General features: G+C 67.4%; 14 protein-coding genes. 8 read left to right on the forward strand and 6 right to left on the reverse strand.

Annotated features, from left to right (window positions below; translation table 11 throughout):
- Positions 1–10: 10 nt before the first annotated feature.
- The gene (locus tag H537_RS0125070) at positions 11–670 is read right to left on the reverse strand and encodes a pentapeptide repeat-containing protein (protein ID WP_029000039.1); all 660 of its coding nucleotides are present in this window, start codon (positions 668–670) and stop codon (positions 11–13) included.
- 130 nt (positions 671–800) lie between these two features.
- Between H537_RS0125070 and H537_RS0125075 the strand changes: the two genes are divergently transcribed.
- The 4 genes from H537_RS0125075 to H537_RS45430 all read left to right on the forward strand — a co-directional run bounded on the left by H537_RS0125075 (position 801) and on the right by H537_RS45430 (position 3,103).
- The gene (locus tag H537_RS0125075; protein ID WP_156901926.1) at positions 801–1,292 is read left to right on the forward strand and encodes a DUF4426 domain-containing protein; all 492 of its coding nucleotides are present in this window, start codon (positions 801–803) and stop codon (positions 1,290–1,292) included.
- Positions 1,293–1,361: 69 nt separating this feature from the next.
- Complete coding sequence (locus tag H537_RS0125080; RefSeq protein WP_029000041.1) at positions 1,362–1,916, forward strand: TrbL/VirB6 family protein; 555 nt, start codon at positions 1,362–1,364, stop codon at positions 1,914–1,916.
- A gap of 36 nt (positions 1,917–1,952) precedes the next feature.
- Positions 1,953–2,504 (forward strand): DUF3016 domain-containing protein, encoded by a 552-nt coding sequence (locus H537_RS45425; RefSeq protein WP_051243231.1) that lies wholly within the window; start codon positions 1,953–1,955, stop codon positions 2,502–2,504.
- A 26-nt stretch (positions 2,505–2,530) separates the two neighbouring features.
- Positions 2,531–3,103 carry a thioredoxin fold domain-containing protein gene (locus H537_RS45430; RefSeq protein ID WP_043459955.1) on the forward strand — a complete coding sequence of 191 codons (573 nt, stop codon included), beginning with the start codon at positions 2,531–2,533 and terminating at the stop codon, positions 3,101–3,103.
- A 279-nt stretch (positions 3,104–3,382) separates the two neighbouring features.
- On the opposite strand, the gene H537_RS0125095 is transcribed toward H537_RS45430, so the two are convergent.
- A complete protein-coding gene (locus H537_RS0125095) occupies positions 3,383–3,643 on the reverse strand; it encodes a heavy-metal-associated domain-containing protein (protein ID WP_029000042.1) in 261 nt (86 codons plus the stop codon).
- A 158-nt stretch (positions 3,644–3,801) separates the two neighbouring features.
- On the opposite strand from H537_RS0125095, the gene H537_RS0125100 reads away from it, so the two are divergent.
- Complete coding sequence (locus H537_RS0125100) at positions 3,802–4,236, forward strand: hypothetical protein (RefSeq protein ID WP_156901927.1); 435 nt, start codon at positions 3,802–3,804, stop codon at positions 4,234–4,236.
- A gap of 231 nt (positions 4,237–4,467) precedes the next feature.
- Here the strand turns inward: H537_RS0125100 and H537_RS0125110 are convergent, their stop codons facing one another.
- Positions 4,468–4,704 (reverse strand): hypothetical protein, encoded by a 237-nt coding sequence (locus tag H537_RS0125110; RefSeq protein ID WP_029000044.1) that lies wholly within the window; start codon positions 4,702–4,704, stop codon positions 4,468–4,470.
- A gap of 425 nt (positions 4,705–5,129) precedes the next feature.
- Between H537_RS0125110 and H537_RS45435 the strand changes: the two genes are divergently transcribed.
- Positions 5,130–5,837, forward strand: a complete 708-nt coding sequence (locus tag H537_RS45435) for a DUF3106 domain-containing protein (protein WP_051243232.1) — start codon at positions 5,130–5,132, stop codon at positions 5,835–5,837.
- A gap of 354 nt (positions 5,838–6,191) precedes the next feature.
- Positions 6,192–7,315 (forward strand): IS630 family transposase gene (locus H537_RS51520; RefSeq protein WP_156901928.1). Its coding sequence is split into 2 segments (ribosomal slippage): positions 6,192–6,612 and positions 6,612–7,315, totalling 1,125 coding nucleotides; the frame shifts between segments, so codons are not numbered across the junction.
- 22 nt (positions 7,316–7,337) lie between these two features.
- On the opposite strand, the gene H537_RS0125135 is transcribed toward H537_RS51520, so the two are convergent.
- Positions 7,338–7,922, reverse strand: a complete 585-nt coding sequence (locus tag H537_RS0125135) for a hypothetical protein (RefSeq protein ID WP_169517091.1) — start codon at positions 7,920–7,922, stop codon at positions 7,338–7,340.
- 136 nt (positions 7,923–8,058) lie between these two features.
- Here H537_RS0125135 and H537_RS51525 point away from each other — a divergent pair, with 136 nt between their 5' ends.
- Positions 8,059–8,385: a hypothetical protein gene (locus H537_RS51525; RefSeq protein WP_084150937.1), complete on the forward strand. Its 327-nt coding sequence runs from the start codon at positions 8,059–8,061 to the stop codon at positions 8,383–8,385.
- Positions 8,386–8,388: 3 nt separating this feature from the next.
- On the opposite strand, the gene H537_RS0125140 is transcribed toward H537_RS51525, so the two are convergent.
- Both H537_RS0125140 and H537_RS0125145 read right to left on the reverse strand, forming a co-directional pair.
- Positions 8,389–11,166 (reverse strand): conjugal transfer protein TraG N-terminal domain-containing protein, encoded by a 2,778-nt coding sequence (locus tag H537_RS0125140; RefSeq protein WP_029000048.1) that lies wholly within the window; start codon positions 11,164–11,166, stop codon positions 8,389–8,391.
- 21 nt (positions 11,167–11,187) lie between these two features.
- Positions 11,188–12,627, reverse strand: coding sequence for a conjugal transfer protein TraH (locus H537_RS0125145; RefSeq protein WP_029000049.1), 1,440 nt, complete (start codon positions 12,625–12,627; stop codon positions 11,188–11,190).
- Positions 12,628–12,645 lie beyond the last annotated feature (18 nt).

Here is a 12,645-nt window from a genome sequence, read left to right on the forward strand (position 1 = left end):
GGCGTTTGGTTCACCGTGCAACTTGTGCATCCGGGCAGCCCTTGCAGCCTTGCACCATGGCGTCGAGCCAGCGTGTGGTGCCGTCGAGCCTTGCGCCCGTCAGGTCCGCGCCCGACAGGTTCGCGCCCTCGAAATTTGCGCCGCGCAAGTCGGCACCCTGCAGCGACGCGTCCTGCAACTCGGCGGCGTTGAAGTTCGCCCGGCGCAAGTCGGCCTGGCGCAGGCTGGCGCCGCGCAGGATGGCGCCATGGAAGCTCGCGCCGGCGGCCTTTGTGTTCGACAGGTCCGCACCTGCAAGCCGGGCGTTCTCGAAGCTTGCATCCACCAGGCTGGCCGCCTTGAGCGAAGCGCGCTGCATTTCGGCGGCCCGGAAGTCCGCCTTGTCCAGCGTCGAGCGCTCGAGATTGGCCTGTGGCAGGCGCGCCTGGCTGAGGTTGGATTCCTGGAGCCGGGCACCCGAGAGGTTGGCGCCGGTGAAATCGGCTCCGAGGAAGTTGGAATGGCTCAGCGTAGCCTGGCTCAGGTCGGCGCCGGCCAGACGGGTTTCGGGGCACAGCGTGGCAGCGGTAATCCTGCAGCCGTTGACCATGCCGTCGTTGGCCAGCGCCGGGCCGAGCGTCATGACGCATAAGGCCAGGACAAGGGTTCGAACAGGTGTGCGGCGTTGCATGTCGGTTCTCCGGGCCACGATGGCCTCAACGGGCTGCAAGCGCTGTGCCGCGGCACGCGCGGGCGCCTTGCGGCGGATGGCGGAACGCTGATTGCAGTCAGTGCATGCCGTGGCGCCACAAGGAGCAGGCATGTTGAGCTTCGAAAATCGATTTCTCACGCAACGGGCAGATTCTCCTGCCGGCCGCGCAGCATCGCGGGCCAGCCTTGCCGTGCTGGCCCTCGCTCCGGTGCTCGCCTGGGGGCAGGCGCACGAGAAGCACCAGGGCAACTACGTGCTGCGTGCCAGCACCGTGAGCGCCGAGGCCCTACCCGAGTCCATGCGCCGCCAGCATGACATTCCCTTGGGTCCGGGCAAGGCCGTGCTCAACGTCACGGTGCAGCGCCAGCTTGGCAGCGAGACCCGCAACGTGCCGGCCCGCGTCGACGTAACCGCGCACAACCCCATGGGCGTGCCCACCAGCGTGGTCTTGCGCCAGGTCTCCGCCAACGGAATGGTCTCCTACCTCGGCGTCTATGACTTCCTGCCACGTGAGGTGCTGGATTTCCGCATCCGGGCGTGGCCGCAGGGAGCGAATTCCAGCATCGAGTTGAGCTTCACCGACCGGCTCGGTCGGCAGTGATGCCGGGCACCGTAGCTGCTCCGCATGCCGTTGCAATGCGCGCTCAACCACTGAACTGAGGAGACCGCAATGAGCACGAAATCGTTCCAGGCAGCTTTGGCAGTTCCCCTGGCCTTGTGCTGTTCGCTAGCACTGGCCCAGGGTGCACCGGGCACGACGGCCAGCGGCACCGGTGGCGCGGCCAACAGCGCCGCCATGCCAGGCGCCAGCGCGCCCGGCGGCACCCGAAAGGCCACTTCCGCGAAGCAGGCCGACGCCAAGCCGATCCGCGAGCTCGAAGCGGCAGCGCAGCGGCTGCGCGACGCCATTCATGCCATGGCGCAGGCGCCGGTGGGACCGAAACGCACGCAGGCGATCAAGGACGCCAACAATGCGCTGCTGCGCACCCACCAGGCGATGGCGAGCCTGCCGCCCGAGCTGCTGACGGCCGGGGCGAACGAGGGCGACTACAAGAAGGCGATGGACCGGCTGCAGGCCGCGGCGCAGGACCTGCGCGATGCCGCGCACGCATTGGCCGACGACAAGGCAAGCGACCGCCGCAACGAGAGCATGAAGCGCATCAACAAGGCGCTGCTGGACACGCAGCAGACCATGATCGACGCCTACATGGCCTCGGGCAAGTAGGCGCCACACCGGGCACCGTCCGGACCAGGAGCCGGCATGTTTCCCCGCAGCTGCTTCGGCGCAGCCTTGGTAGTGGCTGCATTGCCGTGGCTGGCTACCTGCGCAGCGCGGCCGCAGGCCGCCGGGGACGGCGCGGTTGAGGTCGTCTTCGTCCAGCCGGAGCGTTACCGCGATGCCGGCACCACCGCTGCGAATGCCCGGGCCAACCTCAACATGCTGCGTGCCTTCCTGCAGCGCGAGGCCGGCCGCTGGCTGCGGCTGGGGCAGTCGCTGCACTTGGAAGTTGATGACATCGATCTCGCGGGACGCGTGCTGCGGGTGCAGGAGCAGCCGCAGCCCCTGAGGGTGCTGGAGGACACCGCGGACTGGCCCCGCATCGAGCTGCGCTACACGCTGCGCGACGTGGACAGCGTCCAGCGCTCGTCCATCGCCTCGGTCAGCGATCCGACCTACTTGCAGCAGCCGATCCCCAACACGGGGGAGCCGTTGCGCTACGAGCGCCGCATGCTGGCGCGGTGGCTGCAACACGAACTGGGCTCGACGGGTACGGCGCTTCCGCAGTCCTCCGGGCTCAAGGACAGGCGTTGAATCAGGAGCCCATCATGCGAGCATGCTTGACACTGGACCGGCGTGCCGCGCTCGGAGCGCTCATCGGGCTGGCCGCGGCAGCCCTGTACGGCTGTGACGCCCGGGTTGAAAATGAGAAGAAGCGGTCTACGCGCCTGGGCGACCCGGTCGGACTGGCGCAGACCGCCGCCGGCTTCTCGGTGGGTTCGCCAACGGCGAGGAAGGTCGCCTACGTATTCTTCGACATGCAGTGCCCGCATTGCGGCCGCCTGTGGCAAGCGACCAAGCCGTTGCAGGACCGGGTGCGTTTCGTGTGGATTCCAGTGGCGCTGCTCAACGACGCAAGCCTGCAGCAGGGCGCCGCCATCCTTGCGACGCAGGACCCGGGCGCAGCGATGGAGCGGCATGAAGCGGACCTGCTCTCTGGTGGCAAGGGCCTCGTGGCGACGTCGGGCACTGCCGCTGAACGCGATAAGGTGCAGGCCAACACAAAACTGCTGGAGCTGCTGGGCGTGCAGTCAGTGCCCTACATCGCAGGGCGCAACGAGAACTCGGACCGCGTGGTGACGCAGACCGGCACGCTGCCGACGAAGGAGCTCGCAGCCCTGCTGGGCATTTGACTTGAAGCCAACCAGGCACTGCGGTGCTCAAGGGAAAGGCGGCTTGCCGCCTCCTGGCGCCGGACGCGCTGCTGGTCGCCGACCGCTACAGCTGCCGCGAGCAGATCGTCCAGGCCACCGGATCGCCTGTGATTTCCCCGCGAAGGTGCCGTGCATGGCATTGGCAGGGGTCGACGCCACACCGCCGTGACTGTGCCCGGCGAGGGTCGCGCCGGCGTCATGGCGGGTGCCACTTTCACAAAGTCCGCGTGGTTCGCTGGCTGCAGCGCGCGAACGACCTTACCCGCAGCAGCATCTGCCGCCGCGCTTCGGCGAGGTGGCTCCGCGCAGGGCGGTTGCCACCGGCACGGGTCGGGCCGGGTAGCCCGCGTCTTCGATGGCCTGGCGCAGCTGCGTCACCTGTGCCGCGGAATCAATCTGCACCAGGTGGCGTGCGAGATCCACATCGACTTGCGCCTGGGGATCGGTGGCCTTCACGGCCCGGGTGATGGCGCCAACGCAGTGGCCGCAGGTCATGTCGTTGATTTCGAAGGCAATCATGTCGTTTCTCCATTGGCAGACCACAGTGGAAGTGAGTCTGAACCTTCCCACGATGGAAGTCTCAAGGCCCATCGCTTCAAAACCAGGCCGGCGGCATGGTCGTACAAGCCTTTGGCCCGGTTGGCCCCGCGAAGTCGAGCCGAGCCCGGCGCACCGCCATGAAGGGAACGACCCTTGCCCGCATGTGTGTCATGACCGCACCCGGCATCTCCCCCGCGTACCGCTCTCTCGCCTTCCTGCTCGACGAAGGCAGCGTGATAACGCTGGACCATGACACCTATGTGCAACTGGCGCAGGGGCAGAAGTCGTGGCCGCGGATGGCCAACCGCCGGGTCAGGCTGGCCGACTGGTATGTCGAGGTCCTGAAAGGCCAGGACCTCCGGCGAGTAAGTGAATGGTACGGATGGGTGTGTTTCGACGCGGAGGGCCGGCTCGAACTTGCACCTGACAAGCCGGCGATCATCGGGCCCGACAACGTCGATCCACCGCGTTGCCCACGCCGGATGAAATCGAGCGCATGCACCGATGCGTGTCCCAAGCGCACGGCCACGAGGAAAGCTCCGCATGATGCGGCGCTGGCTGGCAGCGGGTAAGGAGGCGTCCGGCGCTGCGGTGCTCAATGCTCTTGACCGGCCTGGAGCAGTGGCCGCAACTGCTGCGGCTGCTGCATGGCCACCGGCTCCCTCACGCGCATGGCGAATCAACGCTGCCCAGGCTGAACAGCGGCGCCACGGCCCAGGCCCATGAACAGCTCCAGCACCGGCGCCAACTTGAACTCGACGATGGCCAGGCTGATCACTAGGTAGAGTCGGCCCGGCGGCGGCTTAGGCGCAGTCCAGGCTCAGCAGCAGTAGCGTTAGCAGCGCCGCCGTGTTGAGTGTGCCCAGCACCATGTGGGTATGGCGGCTGGCGACGCTGAAATCCTCGCTCCGATGCGTGTGGCCCCAGGTATCGGCGGCGAACAGGTTGCTGAAGTACATCAGCTCGGTGGCCAGGAAGATCGATATGTCCAGTTGCGCCGTGTCCGGCGGCGCGGCGGCTTTGGCGTGGGCGGTGCTCACGGTGGAGTGCTACCGGTGGCATCGCCGGCGTCCGGCTGCGGCTGGTCCCGCATGGCGTCGGGCAGGGTGTGCGCGGAGCCCGGATCGGGCGCGTGGTCTTACACCGCTCTGCAGCGGCCGGGGCGGCTGGTTGAAATTGGGTGCAGGCGGCGGAATGTTCTGCCACTCCAGCGCTGGTGGCACTGAAGAAATTGGCCCCGGCCCGCCGGCCGTAGGCCGGCGATCACGCCAGGTACACGAGCGGCAGCAGGTAAATTCCGCAGGGCCACACGCACTCGGCATTGATCGGCTCGGCGTAGGCCGTGGGCCGTGGGCCGGGCAAGAGTCTACCGACGGTATTTCCCCGTCCTGCGTTGGCATGGGTTGAGTGTTATTGTTCAAATGTATTTCCATCTTTTGCAGGAACTGACGGGAGCGCTCCAACCATGCTGACCACCTCTTGTCGCTGGTGCCTGCTCCTGTCCGTGCCGAGCTTGGTGCTGGCGTCCACTGTGGCGGCCCAGGCTGCGTCTGCAGCGCAAGCCCGGCCGGTGGCTATCGAGCAGCCCTCATCGACCTGGGTTGCGCTAACGCCCGCGCAACGTGCTGCGTTGGCGCCGCTGGAAGCGGATTGGGACACCCTGGAGCCCATGCGTCAAAGCAAGTGGCTGGAGATCGTCCGGCGCTGGCCCCTGCTCTCGGATCACGACCAGCAGCGGCTGCAGCGGCGTATGAGCCGCTGGGCGCGCATGACAAACGAGGACCGCAGCCGGGCTCGCTTGCAGTTTCAGCAGATCCGGCGCCTCAGCGTGGAACAGCGGCGTGCTGCCTGGGAGGCTTACCAGGCGCTTTCGCCTGCAGAGCGGCATGAACTGGCCGTCCACGGCAAGCCGTTGCCCGGGTCGCGGCTGGGCAAGCAGACCGCGCGTACTGCAGTTGCTGCTCCGGTGTTCAAGCCGGTGGGGCCGACGCTGGTACAGGCGGTACCTGGAGTCAGCACAGTAAGCATCGACCGACTCCCCAAGCTTTCTGGTCCGTCCGGAACCAGCCGGTCAGATATTGATTCCAGTACAGCTTCGGTGAACGAAAGAACGCTGCTGCCCAAGCATGACGTCCAGCCTGCCGATAATACCCACAGTTTTCGTTCCGAGTAGTTTAAATTTTCTTGTGCGTCAAGCCGGCCGATGATTTGGCAGGATGATCACATTGACTCCAGTGTCGGCTTTGAAATATCTCAACTATTTGCAGTTAAGCGGAGCCGTTTTGCAAAACAAAATTGTCCGTGCGCACGTTGTTGTTCGCCGTACTTGACATAAGTGGTCGTTGAATATTGACGCTTGAAAGGTGAAACCTAAATGCGCTGGAGCACCGCAGGACGCGGGCTAACTTCACCTGCTACGACGTCTTCGTCGTAAGTGCTCCCAGCGGACTAGTGCTCCGCCGCCGTAGCAATGAAACGTTTGCTGCGGAGAAGGGTCTGACCCGGGTCAGGCAAGCGGGAGACAGTCATGTCGGCCAAGCAGCATCCGGTGGAACTCAGTGCCGAGGACCGCTCGGCGGTGGAGCGCGTGGCTCGCTCGTACCGGCGCTCGACTCGGGAGCGACTGCACGCTCGCATCCTGCTGCGCTCGGCCGATGGGGCCACGGATGCGGCCATTGCCGAGCAGTTACGCAGTTGCGTGGCGACGGTTCGCCGAGTTCGCCGGCACTGCGCTGAAGAAGGCTGGCAGGCCGCGGTGTTCCGCCGGCCCCAGGCGCATCGCAAGGCCCGCACGCTCGATGGCGCAGGCGAGGCGCAACTCATTGCGCTGGCTTGCAGCGAGCCGCCCCAGGGGCAGGAGCGCTGGAGCCTGCTGCTGCTCAAGCAGCGCCTCATCGAGTTGCACGTCGTGGACGCCATCTCCCGGGAAACCGTGCGCCGCACACTCAAAAAAACGCTCTCAAGCCGTGGCTGAAGCGCTGCTGGTGCATCCCGCCCAAGTCCAATGCCGAGTTCGTCTGCCGCATGGAGGACGTGCTCGACGTGTACCAGCGGCCCCACGACCCGGCGCGGCCCCTGGTGTGTCTGGACGAGGCCAGCAAACAGCTGCTGGGTGAGGTGCGCGAGCCGCTGCCGCTGCAGCCGGGCGTGGCTTGCCGCCAGGACTGCGAATACGAGCGCCACGGCACGGCCAACATGTTCATGCTCTACGCGCCGCTGGAGGGCTGGCGCCATGTCGATGTCACCGAGCGGCGCACCGCGGTGGACTTCGCCCACGTCATCAAGGACTTGGTGGACGTGCACTTCCCACACGCCCTGTGCATCGTGCTGGTCATGGACAACCTCAACACCCATGGCCCGGCTTCCCTGTACGAGGCCTTCGCCCCGGCTGAGGCACGGCGCCTGGCGACCAAGCTGGAGATCCACTACACGCCCAAGCACGGCAGCTGGCTCGACATGGCGGAGCTCGAGCTCAGCATCCTGGCGCGCCAGTGCCTGGGCGAGCGCATGGACAGCCGCGCTCATCTGGTCAGCGAGGTGGCCGCCTGGGAAGCTCGCCGCAACGCCAGCCATGCCGCCATCGATTGGCGCTTCACCACCGCCGACGCCCGTATCAAACTCAAGCGCCTTTACCCCACAGTGCAACCGTGACGGAGCACTAGGTTGATTGCCATCAATCCTGGCGACCCAGGGCTTCCAGTGCCATGCGCAGGTTGTACTTGGCTACGCGCTCGCCAGCGTCTGCTCGGCGTACCAGATCGGCAGCCCACGCGCGCTCACGGCCAGTCCTGGGCGTCACAGGGCGCAGGCACTTGCGCCGAACCTCGGCGGCCCGCTGCGGTTCCTTGGGCTCGGGACCAGCCCGGAAAGCCGGCGCCGGTGCGGTGCCGCACAAGTCACGAAAGCGGGTGGCGGTGGGCGGTTCGTCCGGGTCTAGCAGCCCCAGCGCGTGCTCGATGGCCTCGGGCCGATCGGCGTAGACAGCCAGCTCTCGAGCCCAGTCGTCCTTCACGGCGTCCAGCGCCAGTCCCTCCCAGCGCTCCAGGAAGGCGTGGCCGTACCGCAGCGTGAGCCGGTCGAACAGGGCATCAACGAATTCGGCGCGGGGCGACATGAGATCCTCCATGGCGGTCAACGGCAGTTTGAAGCCGATGTGCTGCGCTCGTTCCGCATTCCTTCGCCGGCAATGGGGTGAGAACCGGAATTCGCGGGTGGGCGCCACCTGACGCGGTGTTTCGGGAAAGAACTGCGCGGGCACGGCTGTCGGGCTTCGACACGGCGTGGTCCGTGACGGTCTTGCAGCCGTCCCGATCAATACGGCGAGAACTGTTGCCAGCGTGAACACGCAGGTTGAATATGGCGCGTTACGCTGAGTGCGTCATCTGAGACAAGCAATGCGGAAAGCCATCTTCCTGCTGTTCGTGGCGCTGGGCGCCGCGGTTGGCCTGCTTGCGACTGTGGAGGAGACTTGGGGCGTACGCATCCTTATGACAGTCATCGGCACGGTGGCCGGCGTTGCCATCGGTGGAGCCTTGTCCGGAATCGGAATACAGAATAGGTCGAAGCAATCAATAAGGCGATTGCCTCAACCTTTTGATAGCGAAATATTAGGCCGAGATTTGGAGCGAGATTACTGGCGTGATAGAGGACATCCTCCGTTCATGAAACCGCCGTCAGCCGAGCTAAACCGCCATATGTTCGATCCCGACCGGCAGGACTGACTACTACTTCTTGTTGAGCAGATCACGTGCGACTTGTTTTGCGTCGTCAAGCGTAGCGCTGGCATCGTTGGTGGCTTGCCGGCCCGATTGCAGCAGGAGTGATTTTCTTGTCGCAACGGTGCCATCCGGATTCCGGACGATTTCGGCTCTCGAGTCGAAGTCCTGTGCTGCGCCTTGCGCGCGGTGTCGAATCTCGGCTCCGTGCCGCTGGATGTCGTCGCGTGCGGGGACCGATACGGCCGGATCCGGGCTGCCGGGAGTCATGGTCTCCGGACCACCGCCGATGCGGGCCCTGTTCGCGCGATGTGCTGCTGATAGGTCCGGATTCAGGCCTTGCGCTGCTGTGTCCGAGGCGTGGACACGCTGCAGGTCGTTGAACGTCGTAGGCACGGATGTTCCATCCGTGAATACCGGTGTCGGAGGGAGCGCTTGGCGCGCCAGTTCGGCGTCGAGCAGCGCATGGGCCGCGGCACTGTTCCCGCCGTGGCGCTCGGCGTAGCGCATGAACATCTCCAGGTTGTGCGGGTCCTGGGCAATGTCGATGGCTATGGCTTCGCCCCGCTCGCGGGCGGCGGAAAGGCGCTCGGTGAGCGCGGTCCGCTCGCCGTAGGCTGCCTGGGCACGGGCCATCCGTGATGTCGAGGTGGCCAGACGGGACGCCAGCTCGCTGGACTGGCGCTCGTCATCCGAGACGGCCCGGACAAAAGAACTGTCGCGCGACACGCGGTCGCCGAACTGCTTGAACTCTGCAAGCTGTTCGTTTGTCATTGCGCCAAGAACCTTGCGCTGGTCAGCAGAAAGACCAGATAGGTAGCTCTTGCTGGCGTCACCCTGCACGGAAGCACCAACAGCGCCGGTATTGAGGCCAAGATGTGCTGCCGCTCCGAACGCAATGCGCGCGACTTGGGTTTGAGACAGCCCCGTACTGTCGGATACCCCGCGCGTGATCTGGTCCAGCCGATTCAGCGTCTCCCCCATCTGTTCGAAGCTGCTGCTCGTCGAGCCGGACGCGCTGCGCGACGAATGCAGCCGCACGACGCCCTTGCCGAAGGCTTCGGCCAGCACCACGGAGCGCTCGGTGCCCGCGGCCACCAGTTCGCTGCGCGCCGCCTCGGCCTGCCGGCTCGCCTCCGTAATCTCCTGCTGGCCGACGCGCAGCGACACCACCCGCGAGGCGAAGCCCTGGTTGCGCAGCAGGCTGGCCGCCGTGCGGCCGGTGAGCAGGCTGCCGCTGAAGGTGTCGCCCGTGGCATCGGACTGCCACGAGCGCATGAAGGCGGAGGTGCGGTTCGGCGCCAGGTGCACCTGGTCCATGGCGACGTTGCCCATCGATACGTTGCCTGTCGCTGCGCTGCCGGTCGTGCTGCCCAGCATGCCCTGCAGCCCCGCCAGCCCGCCCACCAGCGCGGTGCCGAAGTTCTCCATGCGCTTGAGCGCCGCCCAGGCGACGAAGGGGATGCTGATGGCGATGTAGCCCACCACCGCCTCGCCCGAGATCGCCCGCGCGTAGATCGTCGAGGCGGTCTGCAGCGACAGCGCCCGGGCGCCGGTGCCCAGGTCGGCCGCGGCGGCCAGGTCGTAGGCCGCATAGACGCCGGCCATGTAGTTGAGCACCGCATACAGCGGCGGCCAGAGCTGGATCCAGATCAGGATCGCGGCGTAGCCCTTGAAGGCCATCACCGTCTCGCGCCCGCTGGTGACCAGAAGCAGCAGCACGAACAGCGGGAACAGCGCGAAGGTAAGGGCCTCGATCACGTTGCGGATGACCGGCAGCGCCTGTTCCGCCACCTTGCCGTAGTTGAGCCAGGTGGCGTTCTGCTGCGCCATGGCCTGCGCCCGGCCCACGGCCAGCACCATGGCGGCCGGGTCGGCGGTCTTCTGGCCGGCCAGCGTCCCGGCGTCCTCGATGGCGTTGAGCACGGCGTTCTGCCGAATCAGGTCGGCGGCCGTGGCCGCGGCGTTCGCGATGCCGTTGCGCAGGTAGGCCTGCTGGATCTGCCCGGCAATGGCCGCGGCGGCCACCGGGCCGGGCAGGGTGGGGTTGAGCTGGAACGCCAGCCGGCCCTGCAGCCGCGTGAGCTGCGCCGGCAGCCGGCCGTCGAGGCTCGTGTACACGGCGGGGCAGGTGGCCACCGTCACCGCGCCGTCCACCCCGGCCACCGTGCTGAAACGCGCCGGATTGGGCGTGGCCATCAGCGCCCACACGTCCGGCGCCGCGGCGAACACGCCCGGGTCGACCGTGCCGTCGATCAGGTCGTACATCGTGCAGTTGTGGATGAAGTTGACCAGGTCCGTGCGGAAGGCCGGGTCCTGGAACACCACGCCGGCGGTCTCGCGGATCAGCCGGTGGCCGAACATCAGGCCGTTCTCCTGGTACGCCAGCTCGGCCGGCAGCGCGCCGGGCCCGGGGATGAGCTGGAACGCCGTCTCGAACAGCGTCGTGAGCGTGTGGCCGATGGTGCTGGGCACGCTGCCCAGCACGGCGATCCCCAGTGGCACGTTGTCCACGACATTCACCGGTGAGCCGCCGGTCTTGTCCACGATGCCCACCGTGGCCCGCGGCAGGATCAGCACCGCGAACACCACCACCACGGTCGCGAGCCACTTCCAGCCCTGCAGCTTCTCCGGGGCGAAGGCGTAGGCCACCGCGGCGGCCACGAAGCCGCAGAAGGCCACGGCCGCCAGCGCGGAGCGGTAGTCGCCGGCGCCGTGGATCGCCGCGGCGGCGTTGAAGACGCCGAACAGGCTGTCGGCGTTCTGGTACGCGTAGACCTCCCACATGGCCGTCTCCCGGCGGGGCCGCTACCGCAGGGCGTACGCGGCGCGCTGGCCCAGCATGTCCATCACGTGCTGGGGCATGCTGGAGCGCAGCTGCCGCTCCAGCTGCTCCAGGTGGCCGGCCACGGCGCGCACCGAGCCGACCTTCTGGTACAGCAGCCCCTTCTCCTGGGCGAGCTGCAGCAGCATGGCCTGCGCGCGCTGGCGCAGCTGGGCCGCCTGCTCGCGCTGGGCCTGGTTCAGGGTGTGGTCCTTGTCGAGCGCGGCCAGCCCCAGGCGCAGGTGGCGCTCCAGGAATACGTGGGCGTAGTCGGCGGCGATGAGGTCGCGGTACTGCGCGATCAGGCTCTCCGCCAGGCCCGAGCCGGGGATGGTGGCGCCGATGGAGAGCATCCGGTAGACGGGCTCGGTGGTCTGGTTGACGAAGCCGACCTCGGCCGAGTCGTTGGGGATGGCGGTGCGGGTGGCGATCTTGTCGGCGATGGAGCGCATCAGGGCCTCGACCTTGGCCGTGAACGGCGTGTGCACGTAGTCCGTGTCCAGCGTCACGGCGGCGCACTCGTCGTGGTCGCCGCAGCGCAGCAGGTGCTGGCGCACGTCGCCGCCCGTGCCGGGGCCCTGGCCGTACAGCAGCTGGCCGATGGAGGTGATGGTCGGCGCCACCGGCTCGGGGTCGCGCCCGGCCTCCTCGGGGTGGTAGATCACGGTCCCGACCAGGCTCATGACCAGCTCTCGCTCGCCGTCGTCGAGGGCGGTGCCGGCGGCCTGCAGCGCCTTCCACGTCAGGTTGCCGACGAAGGGCGCCCGGTTGCGCACGCGCGGGTCGGCGGAGGTGCGGGCGGAGGCCAGGATGCCGGGGCGGTCGCTGGCGCAGCGCCGGCGCGCGGCGTCGCGGTCGCCCTCCAGGCCCAGCTCGATCGCCAGGTCGGCGCAGGTCTCCTGCGAGCTGTAGCCGGCCGCCTCGGCGGCCGTGCTGGCCACGGCCTTGGCCGTCTCGCACGAGTTGATGCGCGCGTTGTTGATCCAGGTCTCCAGGCCCTTGGCCCACTTGCTCAGGCCGCCCAGCAGCGGCGAGACCGACTCGAGCGCGAGCTGGAACGCGATGCCGGGCAGCGCCGCGGTGATGTTGCGCAGCATGTTCTTGAACTCGTCGGCGGAGATGTGCGAGAACGAGCCGCCGAACACGTCGATGCCCCCGCAACCGGCCTTGGCGCTGGGGAACTCCACGGCCGCGAGCTGGTAGACCTTGCTGGGCGAGCGCATGAACAGGCTGCCGCCGGTGTAGGTGTTGAAGGCCTGCCCGCGGAAGGCGCCGGGCGCGGTGTAGTTGCCGATGGCCCCCAGGTTGGCGAACATGCTGTCCACCTCGGCGTTGAGGTCGCCGGCCTGCGGGGCCGCCGGGGCCAGGGCCAGCACGGCGGCCGCCGCCGCGGCCCGGGTGCGTGCTGTCGGTCGGTTGGGCATGGTGGTTCCTCCTGCGGC

Origin of the sequence: Azohydromonas australica DSM 1124, from assembly GCF_000430725.1 — a bacterium.
Lineage (GTDB): Bacteria > Pseudomonadota > Gammaproteobacteria > Burkholderiales > Burkholderiaceae_C > Azohydromonas > Azohydromonas australica.